The following is a 15,681-nucleotide window of genomic DNA, read 5'->3' as shown; positions in this document are numbered from 1 at the left end:
TCTATTGGAGATAGAACAATACGATGAAGTCGTGCTCATCCGAATCGACCCCGCGTCGCCGGCACCGCTGTTCGAGCAGGTGGCGGCCAGCGTGCGTCGGGCCATCGCCGACGGCGGCGTCGCGCCCGGCGATCGCCTGCCCGGCGCACGAGACCTCGCCGCCTCCCTCGACCTCAACGTGCACACCGTGCTGCGGGGCTATCAGCTGCTGCGCGAGGAGGGGTTGATCGAACTCCGGCGCGGGCGGGGTGCGGTCGTCGTCGCGGACGGCGGCCGCCGCGGCAGGCTGCAGGAGGTGGTGCGGGCCCTCGTCGTCGAGGCGCGCCGACTCGGCGTGAGCACGGATGAACTCGTGACCCTCGTGACGAAGGAGATGGGATGACCGACTCGATGGAAACACCCCGGGTGTCGTGGCCGCGGGCCCTCGTCGCCGCACTGGCGGCGCCGCTGCTGGTCGGTGCGGTCGCGGTCGTGCTGTTCGGTGCCTGGTCCGCGGACCTGCCGGACCCGCTCGCCGTGCACTTCGGGCCGGGCGGCGACGCGGACGGCTTCGCCTCGCCCGGCGCGGCGCGCTGGTCGGTGCTCCTCGGCCCGGCCACCGCGGCCGTCCTGGTGACGGTGCTGGTCCTGATCACCCGCCGCGATCTGCGCACCGCGCGGACGGGCGTCGCGGCCGCGGCCGGGATCGGGTCGTTCGTCGCCGCGGTTCCGCTGCTGATGGCCGCCCCGCAGCGGGGCGTCGCCGACGCGGCCGACGTCACCGTTCCCGTCTGGGGACTCGTCGCCGCGGCCGTGATCGGCGCGATCGCCGCCCTGCTCGGTGCCCGTGCGGTGCCGTCCCCCGGCCCGGCGCGGGCGAGCACCGCGCCGCCCGCGGACGCTCCGCGGATTCCGCTCGCGGACCGCGAGCGGGTCGCCTGGTCGGGGTCCGCGTCGATGCCCCGGTGGGTCGGGGTGGGCGTGGGGGTCGTTCCCGTCGTTGTCGCGGGCGCATTGCTGGCCACCGGCGGCGCGAGCGCCCTCCTGGTGCTCGTCGTCGCCGTGATCTCCGCGGCCCTGATGGCACTCGTTCTGGCGCCGGTCCGGGTCGGCATCGACCATCGCGGGCTGACCGCGCGCGGACTCGTCCCGGTTCGAGCGATCACGATCCCGCTCGGTGAGGTGGCCGAGGCGCGGGCCGTCACCGTCCGGGTGCTGAACGGGTTCGGCGGCTACGGCTACCGGATCGGGCCGCGCGGTGTCGGGCTGATCGCCCGCCCGGGGGAGGCGCTGCAGGTCACCCGGGGCGACGGGTCACGGTTCACCGTCACCGTCGACGACGCGGCCGGCGCGGCCGCCGCGCTCAATGCCCTCGCCGCCCGCGGGCGCGTCTGACGCGGGGCGCGTCCGCCGCTCGCCGCCCGGCCCGGCGCATACTTGATCGGTGAGCGTCGACGGGGTCCTGTTCGACATCGACGGAGTGCTCGTCACCTCGTGGCGAGCACTGCCCGGTGCCCGGGCGACCCTGGATGCGCTGCGCGCCCGCGGACTGCCCCGGGCCTTCCTCACCAACACCACCTCCCGTACCCGCCGCGAGATCGCCGCCGCGTTGCTGTCCTGCGGCATGGACGTCGACACCGGGGAGATCGTCACCGCGGCCGTGCTGACCGCCGAGTATCTGCGGTCCACCTACCGGGACGCCCGCTGCCTGCTGATCAACCATGGCGACATCGCGGAGGACCTGACCGGGATCACCCTCGTCGACGAGCATCCGGACGTGGTGGTGCTCGGCAGCGCGGGCCCGGAGTTCGATCACCTGACGTTGAGTCGGGTGGCCGAGATGATGCAGCGCGCGGTCCCGGTCGTCGCGATGCAGAGCGGGCTCACCTGGGCCACCGCGGACGGGCTCCGCATCGACACCGGTGTCTACCTGCCGGGGCTCGAGGCCGCAGGCGGTGCGCGGGTCACCGTGATCGGCAAACCCGCCCCGACCGGGTTCACCACCGCGGCAGCGCTGATGGGCACCGAACCCGAACACGCCATGATGATCGGCGACGACCTGGTGGGCGACGTGCTCGCCGCGCAGTACGTCGGATATGTCGGGGTGCTGGTCCGGACCGGGAAGTTCCGGCCTGCCGTCCTTGACTCGCCGCCGGTCCTTCCCGACCATGTCATCGATTCGGTGGCGGACCTGCCCGACCTGCTCGACCGGCTCGATCCATGAGTGGCGACCGGCCATCGCCCGGGGGAGATGTCCGTTCTGTCGGACCTGCGCCTGCCCCGGGAAATCGGCAGGGCCGGACCGGCAAACCGGCCGCGAATCGTCACCGACGATGGGCTTGCGAAACCCGGGGGCCGAGCGCCCGGTTGTTCGGTACGGTCGACCCCATCCCATCCCACTTCATGCCGCCGAGGAGTTTCGTGCGCACTGCGTTCCGCCCCCGTTCCCTGACCCTGTTCGGCACCCGATTCGCCCGCGTTGGCGCGTCGATCGCGACGGGTGTCGCCGTGATCGGCGGCCTCGCCGTCGCGGGCGGCGGGGTCGCGTCCGCGGCCCGCGTCGACTGCGTGTCCCCGCCGTCGGCCGACGACATTCGCGTGATTGGTGACGCGAGTTGCGGCGCGACCGCAACGGTCGGTGGCACCGCGACGGCGGGCGCGACGGACAGCGGCACCGCGGTCAGCGTCGCCGAGGTCGGCGGCGCGAACACGTTCGCGACCGGTTTCGGGGTCGCGCTCAGCACGACGAAGGGCCCGGGCCAGGCGCACGCCTTCGCGATCGGTGGCGGCATCGCGAAGGCGGGGGGCGGCAACGGCAACACCACGTTCGCGCTGGCCGGCTGGGGCTCCGGTGCCACCGCAACACCGGACGGCGTGGACTGCATGGGCCCGCTGTCGTTCGCGGTGAACCTCAATACCGGCGCGGTGTGCCTGATTCGCTGAAGCACGGTGATCCGCTGATTCCGCGGAGCAATCGGGGCGTGTCGGCCGGGTCCGGAGGGGCCCGTGCTGGCGCGCCCCGCGCACGTGGAGGGGGTCGTGAGTCCTTGCACTCGCCTCGGGTGAGTGCTAAAAATGCACTTGGCACTCGCAACACGTGAGTGCCAGGTCGGGGCGGTGAGGCCGGGATCCATCGACACCCTCGGTCGTCCGTCGCGGGCACCGAACCTGGCCGAGTGAACGGGGCGAACGCATGCGCTCGCCCTGCGCGCCAATGAGGCGACCCGACGAGCGGTCGCCTTGTGTGTCACCCCCAATCCGGAGGATCACTTCGCAATGGCCAAGATCATCGCGTTCGACGAAGAGGCCCGTCGCGGCCTTGAGCGTGGCCTCAACAGCCTCGCCGACGCCGTCAAGGTGACGCTGGGACCCAAGGGTCGCAACGTCGTGCTCGAGAAGAAGTGGGGCGCCCCCACGATCACCAACGACGGCGTGTCCATCGCCAAGGAGATCGAGCTCGAGGACCCCTACGAGAAGATCGGCGCCGAGCTGGTCAAGGAGGTCGCCAAGAAGACCGACGACGTCGCTGGCGACGGCACCACCACCGCCACCGTCCTCGCTCAGGCGCTCGTCCGTGAGGGTCTGCGCAACGTCGCGGCAGGCGCCAACCCGCTTGGCCTCAAGCGCGGCATCGAGAAGGCCGTCGAGGCCGTCACCGCCAAGCTGCTCGACACCGCCAAGGAGGTCGAGGGCAAGGAGCAGATCGCCGCGACCGCAGGCATCTCCGCGGGCGACGCGTCCATCGGTGAGCTGATCGCCGAGGCCATGGACAAGGTCGGCAAGGAAGGCGTCATCACCGTCGAGGAGTCCAACTCCTTCGGCCTGCAGCTCGAGCTCACCGAGGGCATGCGCTTCGACAAGGGCTACATCTCGCTGTACTTCGCGACCGACGCCGAGCGTCAGGAAGCGGTCCTCGAGGATCCGTACATCCTGCTGGTCAGCTCCAAGATCTCGACGGTCAAGGACCTGCTGCCGCTGCTGGAGAAGGTCATCCAGGCAGGCAAGCCGCTGCTGATCATCGCCGAGGACGTCGAGGGCGAGGCCCTGTCGACCCTGGTGGTCAACAAGATCCGCGGGACCTTCAAGTCCGTCGCCGTCAAGGCTCCCGGCTTCGGTGACCGCCGCAAGGCGCAGCTCGCCGACATCGCCATCCTCACCGGTGGCGAGGTCGTCAGCGAAGAGGTCGGCCTGTCCCTGGAGACCGCGGGCATCGAGCTGCTCGGCCGCGCCCGCAAGGTCGTCGTCACCAAGGACGAGACCACCATCGTCGAGGGTGCAGGCGACGCCGACGCCATCGCCGGTCGCGTCAACCAGATCCGCGCCGAGATCGAGGCGTCGGATTCGGACTACGACCGCGAGAAGCTGCAGGAGCGCCTCGCGAAGCTGGCCGGTGGCGTCGCCGTCATCAAGGCCGGTGCCGCGACCGAGGTCGAGCTCAAGGAGCGCAAGCACCGCATCGAGGACGCCGTCCGCAACGCGAAGGCCGCCGTCGAGGAGGGCATCGTCGCCGGTGGTGGCGTCGCGCTGCTGCAGGCCGCTCCGGTCCTAGACGACCTGAAGCTCGAGGGCGACGAGGCCACCGGTGCCAACATCGTCAAGGTGGCCCTGGAGGCCCCGCTCAAGCAGATCGCGTTCAACGCAGGCCTCGAGCCCGGCGTCGTCGCGGAGAAGGTTCGCAACCTGCCCGCAGGCAGCGGCCTGAACGCCGCCACCGGCGAGTACGAGGACCTGCTCGTCGCGGGCATCAACGACCCGGTCAAGGTCACCCGCTCGGCGCTGCAGAACGCGGCGTCCATCGCGGCGCTGTTCCTGACCACCGAGGCCGTCGTTGCCGACAAGCCGGAGAAGGCCGCCGCTCCGATGGGCGACCCGACCGGTGGCATGGGCGGCATGGACTTCTGAGTCCGACGCACGCTCGGGGCGGCCCGGCCGCCCCACCCGGTTGACCGAGGCCGATCCACCGTCCGGTGGGTCGGCCTCGTCCGTCCGGTCACCGCGGCGTCGTCGATCCGACGGGTGATGTTCATCCGATACTTCGACGATTCCGTGGACAACGGGTGCGCACTCGGCCACACTGTCCGGGCGTACACACGTCTCGAGGCCCCATTCGGTAACGATGGGGCCCCGGTACTGTATATATACGCGAACGCACCGCTAACGAACGTAGACGACACACCAAGGTGGGAAGATGCCCAAGTTTCGTGGATCCGCACGTCGGATCGGCCGCCTCGCGGCCGCGACGGCCGCGCTGACCGTCCTGCCCCTGCTCGGCGTCGGCGCCGTCGCCAACGCCGACGAGGTCCCGAGCGCGGTCGCACCGAACGGATCCAAGCTCGAGCGCATCGACGGCTCCGGACGCCAGATCACGGCCTACGTGCACTCGGTGTCCATGGACAAGACCATCCCGCTGAAGATTCAGCTGCCCGCGGACATGAACTCCGAGCGCCCCACCCTGTACCTGCTCAACGGTGCTGGCGGCGGCGAGGACTCCGCGACCTGGCAGCGTCGCACCGACGTCGCCTCGTTCTTCGCCGACAAGAACGTCAACGTCGTCACCCCGGTCGGCGGCGCGTTCAGCTACTACACCGACTGGATCAAGGACGACCCGGAGCTCGGCCGCAACAAGTGGACGACGTTCCTCACCCAGGAGCTGCCGCCGATCATCGACGCGGCGTTCAAGGGCAACGGCACCAACTCGCTCGCCGCGATCTCGATGACCGGCACCAGCGTGCTGAACCTCGCGATCCAGGCCCCCGGCGTGTACAAGAGTGTCGCGGGCTACAGCGGCTGCGCCGAGACCACCACCCCGGCGGGTAAGGCGTACATCAAGCTGGTCGTCGAGTCCCGCGGCGGCGGCGACACCGAGAACATGTGGGGCCCGGACGGTAGCCCGGAGTGGATCGCCAACGACCCGGTCGTCAACGCGGAGAAGCTGCGCGGCACCGAGATCTACATGTCCACCGGCAACGGCCTGCCCGGCCCGCACGACACCCTGGAGGCGACCGGCGGCACCGGAGCACTGGCGAACCAGGTGATCGTCGGCGGCGTGATCGAGGGCGCCACCCTGCTGTGCACGAACAACCTGTTCAAGCGGCTCAATGACCTGAACATCCCGGCCACCTTCGACTTCCGTCCGAACGGAACCCACTCGTGGGGCTACTGGCAGGACGACCTGCACAAGTCGTGGCCGTGGATCGCCCGCACCATCGGGCTCTGACCTAACGCACACCAACGGCGCCGGTCCCGCAGTCGCGGGGCCGGCGCCGTTGCCGTGTTGCGGTCCTCGTGTTCGTCTTCGGGGAGGACGTCGGCACCCCTCCCGTCGACGCGCTGCTCATCGTCCTGTCGGTGGTGCTGGCGTCGTCGATGATGCAGGCCGCTGGCGGCATTGACTGGATGGTGTCGATCGCCGCGAACCTGATCGCCAAGCGCCCCAAGCAGATCACCCTCATCGCTCCGCTGGTGTCGTTCCTGTTCTCGGTCGGCGCAGGCACCTCGAACATTCTGTATCCGCTGTTGCCCGTCATCTACGACGCCTCCTACCGCAACGGGATCCGGCCGTCCCGCCCGCTGTCGTTGTCGGTGGTCGCGACTGGTGTCGCGCTCGCCTGCAGCCCGGTGTCCGCGGCGATGGCGGCGATGGTCACCCTGACCGATGTGGCGCCGTACAACTTCGAGCTGATCGACATCATCAAGATCACCCTTCCCGCGGCGGTGATCGGCATCGTCCTCTCGTCGGTCGTGGTGAACCGGCTCGGCAAGGACATCGCCGAGGACCCGGAGATCCAGGCGCGCATCGCGTCCGGCGACCTCGCCGCACCGTCCGGCGGCCTGAGCAGGATCGAGCTGAAGGCGTCGACGCAGGGGCGCAACGCCGCGCTGATCTTCCTCGTCGGCGTTGTCGCGATCGTGGTGTTCGGGCTGTTCAAGGGCATTCGACCGGACGCCTCCGACGGCACCCCGCTCGGCATGACGCCGATCATCGAGATGATCATGTTCGTCGTCGGCACCCTGATCCTGCTGGTGAGCAGGCCGCCGGTCGCGGACGTGCCGACGATGTCGGTGTTCCGGGCTGGCATGGTCTCGGCGATCGCACTGTTCGGTCTCGCCTGGATGACCGACACCTTCATCAGCGCGCACGAAGAACTGATCACCGACACCGTCGGCGACCTCGTCGAGGCGGCGCCGTGGATCTTCGCGCTCGGCGTCTTCCTGGTGTGCGTGCTGACCACCAGCCAGTCGACCGCGACCCGAACCATCGTGCCGATCGGCCTCACCGCGGGACTGGCGCCGGGACTGATCAGCGGCATGTGGGCGGGCGCGTTCGCCGGCGTCTACCTGCTGCCCACCAACGGTTCCCAGATCGCGGCCGCGAACTTCGACGAGTCGGGCAGCACCAAGCTCGGCAGCAAACTCGTCGACCACTCGTTCTTCCTGCCGACCCTGATCCTCGCGGTCACCACGATCGCGGCGGGTTCGGCGCTCGGGGTGATCCTGGGCTGAGTCAGCGGGCGCGGTACGCGTCCCACGCGGCCCGGCACGACTCCGCGATCGACTCGACCTGGTCGGGGTCCGCCACCGGCCACCCGACGCCCGGCTCGTGCAGTTCGGCGGTGAGGGTGGGGCCGAGCAGGAACTCGCGGCGGAACTCCGCCTGCACCGCAGCGAGGGTCACTCCGGCCGCCGCGGCCTGCGGCGCCAGCTCGGCGAATCGGCGTCCGGCAGAGATGATCTCCTGACTTCCGAGGTATGGCTGATTCAGAGCAACCGCCTCGCCGTCGACCGCGAAGCCGGTCCGGTGCGCGTCCGCGAGCGCCCGGATCATCCCGGGTGCCATCGTCACCGGGTGGTCGCCGCGCGGATCCCCGTTGTGGTCACCACGATTGGACAGGGCAACCACATCGGGCAGCCGATCCTCCGGTGCACGAGCGACATTCACCGCACCGTCCCGCGTGGTGGTGGTGTTCATCGTGTCGTGGAAGGACAGCGTGGTGAACTCGACGGGGCGGCCGGTGTCCCGTGCTCTGGTGAACGCGAGGTCGACCATCCGGCCGATCAGGTCGTCCCTGGTCCGTTCGTACACCTCGAGCCCGCGGGTCGCCACGGCGGCGAGGGAGTTCGCCAGCACCCGCATCCCGGCGGCGCTGTCGGGCTCGACCAGCAGCGGGAAGAACGAGAACGTGACCGGGCGGATCGCGTCCACCCCGGTGAGGTCGACATGGTTGTACCGGCCTGCCGCTCGAACCCGGGCGAACGCCTCGACCAGGTCCGTGTGCAGGTCGGCGGGCCTGGCCCGGTTGGGGTCGCGCACCAACCGCGGATGCGGGTTCTCGACGTACACGATGCGCGGGTCGAGCTCGGCCCAGCGCCGCACGATCGGGCTGGTGGAACAGTCGGTGAAGTCGAACTGCAGCCGGCGGGTGAACTCCGGGGCAAGGAATTCGGCGAGTTCCGCGGGAATCAGCGATCCCGCGTGCGGGCAGCTGACCAGCAGGTCCGCGTCCGCGAGCGCCTCGTCCAGGGTGCGGCTGTCCCGATCGGCGTAGAAGATCAGATCGTCGGGCGTGAACTCGGTTCCGGCGGGAAGCAGCAGCGGGTCGGAGAGTGCCATGGTCGAACACTATCGGCAGCAGCGCTCAGGGGAGAGTATTGAACGGTGGAGACGATTCCGATTCAGATGCCGGACGGAACCGAGGTTCCGGTGCGGCTATTCGCGGGCCGGGACGCGGCGCCGGTGGTGGTCATCTTCCCCGGGCTCGGGGTGCCGGGCGGCTACTACGACACCGTTGCGCGGGCCCTGGTCGGCCACGGTTTCAACGCGGCGATCGGGGAACTGCGCGGCCAGGGCGACAGCAGGCCACGGCCCGGCCCGGCAAGCAGCTACGGCTATCAGGAGCTGGCGTCGGTGGACTACCCGGCGATCTTCGAGGCCGTCCGGGAACGGTTCGACGAGAGCACCCCGTTCCTGCTCGGGCACAGCATGGGCGGGCAGCTGGGGGTGATGTACGCGGCCCGCATCCACGGTGCGCTCGGCGGGGTGATTCTGGTCGCGTCCGGGTCGCCGTTCCACCGCACGCACGGGATGGTGCGCGGCGCGGGACTGCTCGTCGGCTCGGCCGCGATGTCGGTGACCGCCAACGTGGCGGGGTTCTGGCCGGGCGACCGGTTCGACGTCGGCGGCTTCGGACGCCAGTCGAAGGTCCTGATCTCGGACTGGTCCCGGTTCGCGCGGACCGGCCTGATCGACCCCGCGGACGCCGACATCGACTACGAGCAGGCGCTGGCGGGGCTGACCCTTCCGGTGCTCTCGATCTCCGTCGAGGCCGACGACCTCGCCCCGAAACCCGCGATCCGGGACCTGGTCCGGAAGCTGCCGAACGCGGACGTCACGACATGGCACCAGGGGGAACCGTTGGGACACAACGGGTGGATCCGCAACTGCGGAAGCACCGTGGACCGGATCGTGGCCTGGCTGCGGGACCGGGAGTGACGACCGGCCATGGATCGTCCCGCCCGACCCGCGGGTGACGAGACCGTTGCGAGCGGTCCGCCACCGGGGCCGGGGACGGAACCCGACCCTTATGGATACATCGAGCCCGACCCGGGAGGTGGCACCCACCCGAGCACGCCCGGTGCGAGCCCCGGATTCGTCGTCGACTCGGGGGTCGGGCGCCTCGTCGCGGACTGGGAGGAAGCGCGGGCGTCGGCCGACCTGCGGGAGTACCTGCCGGACACGGCCGCGATCCGGCGGGCGGCGCTCGTCGAGCTGATCGCCGTCGACCTCGCGTACCGGTGGCTGCGCGTGCACCGGCCGAAACGGATCGCCGACTATTGCCTCGAGTTTCCGGAACTGCTTGCCGAGCCGCTGCCGCCGGAGCTCGTCTACGAGGAGTACCGGGTGCGCAGGCTCAGCGGGGACACCGTCGACCCCAACGACTACGTGGCGGAGTTCCCCGCGCAGGCCGACCGCTTCGACTGGCTGCGGGAACACGACCCGAGAACCGTGGGCACCGGCGGCCTGGAGCTGCCCGGCAGCGACGACCTCGCAGGCGAGCACCGGCTCGACGACTTCGACCTGGTCACCGAGCTCGGCCACGGTGCGTTCGCCAGGGTGTTCCTCGCCAGGCAGCGGTCGATGCAGCGCTGGGTCGCGCTGAAGATCTCCCGGGACGTCGGGAGCGAGGCGCGGACCCTGGCCCGGCTCGACCACCCAAACATCGTGCGGGTCTTCGACCAGCGGGTCCTCGAGGACCGCAGGCTGCGGATGCTGTTCATGGAGTACGTGTCCGGCGGCACCCTGCTCGACGTGGTGCGGCTGGTGCGGCGAACACCGCAGGACCAGCGGGACGGACGGCTGCTGCTCGACTCGATCGACCGGATCCGGGCAGGCAAGGGTGAGATGCGGCCCGCCGAGTCGAGCGTGCGCGAGGAGGTGGCGGCGCTGTCCTGGCCGGAGACGGTGGCGTGGATCGGGCTGCGGCTCGCCGAGGCGCTTGAGTACGCCCGCGCGCACGGGGTTCTGCACCGCGACATCAAACCGGCGAACGTGCTCCTGACGCCCGAGGGGGTGCCGAAACTCGCCGACTTCAACGTCAGTTCGGGCGACACCCCCGCGGTGCCCGGCGCATCGGGCGCGGTGGCCGGGTCGGCGGCGTACATGTCACCCGAGCAGTTGGCGGCGGTGGCGGGCGCCGCGGCGGAGGCGTCCGCCCCGATCGACACCCGCAGCGACATCTACTCACTGGGCGTGCTGCTGTGGGAACTGCTGACCGGGTCGCGGCCGTTCCCCGACGCCGCGCCGGGTCAGTCGTGGGACGAGCCACTCGCGCGGCGTCGACGCGGGGTCGACGACGACCTCGCGGGCCGGTTGCCCGCCGACTGTCCCGCCGCGCTGCGACGGGTGCTGATCGGGTCGCTCGCACCGGACCCCGCCGACCGCTGGTCGGACGGCCGGAGGCTGGCCCGCCAGTTCGCGTTGTGCCTGGACCCGCACGCCCGTGACCTCGTCGACCCCCGCCCGGGCAGTGTCCGGGCGTCGTTGTGGCGGTGGGCACTGCCGATCCTGCTGCTGTCGATCGGGATCCCGAATCTCGTTGCCGCGGGCTACAACTACTACTACAACCGGGAGCTGATCATCTCGACCCTGTCGGTGCGGGCGCAGCAGCACCTCGAGTTCGTGCACCTGGTGGTCGGGGCGGTCGCCTTCCCGATCGCGGGCGTGCTGATCGTGTGGTGGTGCAGGCTCGCGCTGACGGTGCCCCGCGGGATCCGCCGCGGCCGGAGCTACGACGCCGCAACCCTGGGCCGGGCGCGGGTCGCGACGCTGGGCCTCGGGCATCGTGCCGTCGTCGTCAGTTTCGCGGCGTGGCTGGTGGCGGGGATCGGGTATCCGATCGCGCTGCGGATCGTGGCGGGCGGCATCCCGCAGCGCGCCTACTCCCACCTGCTCGCATCGCTGGTGGTGTGCGGCGCAGTCGCCGTCGCCTACCCGTACTTCCTTCTGACCTACTATGCGGTCCGCTGCCTGTATCCGATCGTGTTGTCCCACGGTGAGATCCGCGGCACCGACGGCCGCGACATCCGCGCGCTGCGGCGCGTCGGGACCCGCTATCTCGCCGTCGCCGCGTCTGTGCCGCTGATCGGGGTCGCTGGGCTCAGCTTCGTCGGCGACCATCCGGGCAGCGCCGTCGATGTGACCGTTCGGGTGCTGTGCCTCGGCGGGATCGCCGCGTTCCTCGGGGTGTACCAGCTGTTCCGGCGGATCGAATCCGACCTGCGTGCGCTCGCCAGGATCGTGCACTGACCGCCCCTCCCGACGCATTGAACGGGGGTTCATGAGTCATCCGCCGGCCGGACGTGACACATGAACCCCCGTTCAACGGGGTCAGCTCAGGGTGCGCCAGAGGAACTCGTACGCCAGCGCCGACTTGAACGCGAGCTGCGCGTTGTCGGCGGCGCCGCCGTGCCCGCCCTCGATGTTCTCGTAGTACCGGACCGGGTGGCCCTGCTCCTCGAGGCGGGCGGCCATCTTCCGCGCGTGCCCCGGATGCACCCGGTCGTCGCGGGTGGACGTGGTGATCAGCACCGGCGGGTAGGCCCGGTCCGGGTCGGTGTTCTGGTACGGCGAGTACTCCCCGATGTAGGCCCACGCGTCCGGGTCGTCGGGGTCCCCGTACTCGGCCATCCAGGAGGCGCCGGCGAGTAGCAGGTGGTAGCGCCGCATGTCGAGCAGCGGCACCTGGCAGACGATGGCACCGAACAGTTCCGGGTAGCGGGTGAGCATCACGCCCATCAGCAGTCCGCCGTTGCTGCCGCCCTGGGCGCCGAGCTGCGCGACAGTGGTGATGCCGGACGCAACGAGGTCGCGGGCGACGGCCGCGAAGTCCTCGTACGCCCGGTGCCGCCCCGCCTTCAACGCCTGGGTGTGCCAGCCCGGACCGTACTCGCCGCCGCCGCGGATGTTCGCGACGACGTAGGTGCCACCGCGTTCGAGCCAGCCGCGGCCGAGGGCGCCGCTGTAGCCGGGGAGCAGCGAGTTCTCGAAGCCGCCGTAGCCGTAGAGCAGCGTCGGGCCCGGCGCTGCGTTCGCGCGGCGGACCACGAAGTAGGGGATCGCGGTGCCGTCCTCGGAGGTCGCGAACCGCTGGGACACCGACAGGTCCGCCGCGTCGAAGAAGGCGGGGGCCTGCTTGAGTGCCTCGACGGGTTCGCCGACGTACCCGTGCAGCAGCGTCGCTGGAGTCAGGTAGCCGCCCGAGTTGAGGAAGAACTCGTCGGAGTCCACCGGATCCACGTCGAGCACGTCGGTGGACGTCAGGTCCGGGATGCCGTCCAGCGGGATGTCGGTCCACCCGGACGGGCCGGGGGTGAGGACCCGCATCCGGGTCTGCACATCCGCCAGCGTCACCAGCAGCAGGTGATTGCGGGTCCACACGTACTGCTCGAGTGCGGTGTGCGCGTCCGGTGCGAACAGCACGGTCAGGTCCCGGGAGCCAGCCAGGTAGTCGGTGTACCTCGCGGCGAGCAGGGTGCCCGCCGGATGGGTGTCCGCGCCGACCGTCCAGGGGGAGCGGGTGCGGATCAGCAGCCACTCCCGGTGCGCGGACACCCGCGCGTCCTCGGGGGCGTCGATGCGGATCAGGCTTCCGTCCCTGGCGATTTCGAACCGCTGCGAGGTGTAGAAGTCGACAGAGCGTTCGGCGAAGCTGCGTTCGAAGCCGGGGGTGCGGTCGAACCATGCCGAGACCGCGACGTCGGTGTGCTCGCCCTCGAACACGACCGGGGCGTCGCGGACGTCGGTGCCGCGACTCCACCGGGCCGCGATCCGCGGATAGCCGGAGTCGGTGAGGGCGTCGAGGCCGGTGTCGGTGCCGACGTAGACGGTGTCGATGTCGATCCAGTCGATGTCCGTCTTCGCCTCGGGGAGCACGAATCCGCCGTCGGCGACGAATTCGCGTCGGACAAGATCGAATTCACGGATCACCACGGCGTCGGCGCCGCCACGGGACATGCTGACCAGCGCCCGGGTCTGGTCGTTGCCGTCCTCGGTCCGCAGGACCTGGGCACCGGACCACACCCAGTTCTCGCCCTCCGCTTCCGCGACCGCGTCGAGGTCGACGAGGACCTCCCACTCCGGGGCGGCCGTGCGGTACGAGTCCATCGTGGTGCGTCGCCACAGCCCGCGCACGTGGTCGGCGTCGCGCCAGTAGTTGTAGAGGAACGCGCCGCGCCTGCGGACGTACGGGATGCGCGCGTCGGTGTCGAAGACGGCCCGGATGCGGGTCTGCAGGTCGGTGAAGTCCGGGGTGGACGCGAACTCGGCAACCGTGCGGTCGTTGCGGGTCCGGACCCAGTCCAGGGCGGCGTCGCCGGTGACGTCCTCGAGCCAGAGATGCGGGTCGTTCGGGTCGGGTGCAGCCATTCATCATTGATACTCCGCGGCGCGGCACGCCGGACGGCCGGGCGCGTCGGGCCCCGGCCAGCGCGGATTCCGGCGGGCCGGGCGGTGGTCGTGGACTCGGTCCTGACGGGCCCACGACCACCCCCTCGATTGTCCTCCCCGACCCGGTCGTTCGGCGCGATTTCGGCGGGATGCCGCGCGAGCGGGTCGGGCCAGCTCGCGCCGCGGACCCTACTCGTCGGTAACCGGACCGTGTCGGGACAGGGAATTCGGGCGGGACTACCCTGGGGAATCGTGACCTCACACTATGACGTCGTTGTCCTCGGTGCCGGTCCCGGCGGGTATGTCGCAGCCATCCGCGCGGCGCAGCTGGGTCTGAAAACCGCCATCATCGAAGAGAAGTACTGGGGCGGTGTTTGCCTGAATGTGGGCTGCATCCCGTCCAAGGCGCTTCTCCGCAATGCCGAGCTTGCGCACATCTTCACGAAAGAGGCGAAGACCTTCGGCATCTCGGGGGAGGCGTCGTTCGACTTCGGCGCCGCGTTCGATCGCAGCCGCCAGGTCGCGGACGGCCGCGTCAAGGGCGTCCACTTCCTGATGAAGAAGAACAAGATCGACGAGTTCGACGGCCGCGGCACCTTCACCGGCCCGAACGCGATCTCCGTTGCGCTGGCCAAGGGCGGCACCGCGACGGTCACCTTCGACAACGTCATCATCGCCACCGGCAGCACCACCAAGCTGCTCCCCGGCACGTCGCTGAGCAGCAACGTCGTCACCTACGAGGAGCAGATCCTCACCCGCGACCTGCCCGGATCGATCCTGATTGTCGGCGCGGGCGCGATCGGGATGGAGTTCGGCTACGTCCTGAAGAACTACGGCGTCGACGTCACCATCGTCGAATTCCTCGACCGCGCGCTGCCGAACGAGGATGCCGACGTCTCCAAGGAGATCGCCAAGCAGTACAAGAAGCTCGGCGTCACGATCAAGACCGGCGCCGCGGTCCAGACCATCGAGGACGACGGCACCAAGGTCACCGTCGCGATCAAGGACAACAAGTCCGGCACCGTCGAGACCGTCGTCGTGGACAAGGTGCTGCAGTCCGTCGGCTTCGCCCCGAACGTGACCGGCTACGGCCTTGAGAACACCGGTGTCGCGCTGACCGACCGCGGCGCCATCGCGATCGACGAGCGGATGCGCACCAACGTGCCCGGCATCTACGCGATCGGCGACGTCACCGCGAAGCTGCAGCTCGCGCACGTCGCCGAGGCGCAGGGCGTCGTGGCTGCAGAGACCATCGGCGGCGCGGAGACCCTCGAACTGGGCGATTACCGGATGATGCCGCGCGCCACCTTCTGCCAGCCGCAGGTCGCGTCGTTCGGTCTCACCGAGGAGCAGGCACGGGCGGAGGGCTACGACGTCAAGGTCGCGACCTTCCCGTTCACCGCGAACGGCAAGGCCCACGGCCTCGCCGATCCGACCGGCTTCGTCAAGCTGATCGCGGACAAGACGCACGGCGAGCTCATCGGCGGCCATCTGATCGGCCCCGACGTCTCCGAGCTGCTGCCGGAGCTGACCCTTGCGCAGAAGTGGGACCTCACGGTCAACGAGCTGGCCCGCAACGTGCACACCCACCCGACCCTGTCGGAGGCGCTGCAGGAGGCCATCCACGGCCTCGCAGGCCACATGATCAACTTCTAGGCAGCTCCGCTGCCCGTGAGTCTTTTTGGCCCACCACGGGGCCAGAAAGACTCACGGGTGGCGTAGCCGCCTCCACGGCGAAGGGCGCCCGACCATTCCGGTCG

General features: G+C 70.2%; 12 protein-coding genes. 10 read left to right on the top strand and 2 right to left on the bottom strand.

Annotation, left to right across the window (positions count from 1 at the left end; genetic code table 11):
• Window positions 1–31: 31 nt before the first annotated feature.
• The 7 genes from ACFWPA_RS16195 (at window position 32) to ACFWPA_RS16165 (ending at window position 7,482) form a co-directional block, all read left to right on the top strand.
• Entirely contained in the window at window positions 32–382 is a 351-nt protein-coding gene (locus ACFWPA_RS16195) for a GntR family transcriptional regulator (RefSeq protein WP_378570953.1), read from the top strand.
• Window positions 379–1,374: a DUF1648 domain-containing protein gene (locus ACFWPA_RS16190; protein ID WP_378570951.1), complete on the top strand. Its 996-nt coding sequence runs from the start codon at window positions 379–381 to the stop codon at window positions 1,372–1,374. The genes ACFWPA_RS16195 and ACFWPA_RS16190 overlap by 4 nt, the downstream gene beginning before the upstream one ends.
• Window positions 1,375–1,423: 49 nt before the next feature.
• Window positions 1,424–2,203 carry an HAD-IIA family hydrolase gene (locus ACFWPA_RS16185; protein WP_378570949.1) on the top strand — a complete coding sequence of 260 codons (780 nt, stop codon included), beginning with the start codon at window positions 1,424–1,426 and terminating at the stop codon, window positions 2,201–2,203.
• A 179-nt stretch (window positions 2,204–2,382) separates the two neighbouring features.
• A complete protein-coding gene (locus ACFWPA_RS16180; protein ID WP_378506117.1) occupies window positions 2,383–2,922 on the top strand; it encodes a DUF6764 family protein in 540 nt (179 codons plus the stop codon).
• 333 nt (window positions 2,923–3,255) lie between these two features.
• Window positions 3,256–4,881: a chaperonin GroEL gene (gene groL / locus ACFWPA_RS16175; RefSeq protein ID WP_378506118.1), complete on the top strand. Its 1,626-nt coding sequence runs from the start codon at window positions 3,256–3,258 to the stop codon at window positions 4,879–4,881.
• 286 nt (window positions 4,882–5,167) lie between these two features.
• Window positions 5,168–6,196, top strand: a complete 1,029-nt coding sequence (locus ACFWPA_RS16170; protein ID WP_378506119.1) for an alpha/beta hydrolase — start codon at window positions 5,168–5,170, stop codon at window positions 6,194–6,196.
• A 68-nt stretch (window positions 6,197–6,264) separates the two neighbouring features.
• The gene (locus ACFWPA_RS16165) at window positions 6,265–7,482 is read left to right on the top strand and encodes an anaerobic C4-dicarboxylate transporter family protein (protein ID WP_378570948.1); all 1,218 of its coding nucleotides are present in this window, start codon (window positions 6,265–6,267) and stop codon (window positions 7,480–7,482) included.
• 1 nt (window position 7,483) lies between these two features.
• On the opposite strand, the gene ACFWPA_RS16160 is transcribed toward ACFWPA_RS16165, so the two are convergent.
• A complete protein-coding gene (locus ACFWPA_RS16160) occupies window positions 7,484–8,590 on the bottom strand; it encodes an N-formylglutamate amidohydrolase (protein ID WP_378570947.1) in 1,107 nt (368 codons plus the stop codon).
• Window positions 8,591–8,635: 45 nt separating this feature from the next.
• On the opposite strand from ACFWPA_RS16160, the gene ACFWPA_RS16155 reads away from it, so the two are divergent.
• Together ACFWPA_RS16155 and ACFWPA_RS16150 are read left to right on the top strand one after the other, a co-directional pair.
• The gene (locus ACFWPA_RS16155; RefSeq protein ID WP_378570946.1) at window positions 8,636–9,469 is read left to right on the top strand and encodes an alpha/beta fold hydrolase; all 834 of its coding nucleotides are present in this window, start codon (window positions 8,636–8,638) and stop codon (window positions 9,467–9,469) included.
• Between the two features lie 9 nt (window positions 9,470–9,478).
• Window positions 9,479–11,782 carry a serine/threonine-protein kinase gene (locus tag ACFWPA_RS16150; protein WP_378570945.1) on the top strand — a complete coding sequence of 768 codons (2,304 nt, stop codon included), beginning with the start codon at window positions 9,479–9,481 and terminating at the stop codon, window positions 11,780–11,782.
• Window positions 11,783–11,863: 81 nt separating this feature from the next.
• Here ACFWPA_RS16150 and ACFWPA_RS16145 read toward each other — a convergent pair whose 3' ends face one another.
• The gene (locus ACFWPA_RS16145; RefSeq protein ID WP_378570944.1) at window positions 11,864–13,900 is read right to left on the bottom strand and encodes a prolyl oligopeptidase family protein; all 2,037 of its coding nucleotides are present in this window, start codon (window positions 13,898–13,900) and stop codon (window positions 11,864–11,866) included.
• Between the two features lie 273 nt (window positions 13,901–14,173).
• Between ACFWPA_RS16145 and lpdA the strand changes: the two genes are divergently transcribed.
• Complete coding sequence (gene lpdA / locus ACFWPA_RS16140) at window positions 14,174–15,577, top strand: dihydrolipoyl dehydrogenase (RefSeq protein WP_378506125.1); 1,404 nt, start codon at window positions 14,174–14,176, stop codon at window positions 15,575–15,577.
• Window positions 15,578–15,681 lie beyond the last annotated feature (104 nt).

The organism is Rhodococcus sp. NPDC058505, from assembly GCF_042720095.1.
Taxonomy (GTDB): Bacteria; Actinomycetota; Actinomycetes; order Mycobacteriales; family Mycobacteriaceae; genus Rhodococcus_G.
The sequence above is the reverse complement of the archived record's forward strand: the minus strand, read 5'-3'. Positions and strand labels throughout refer to the sequence as shown.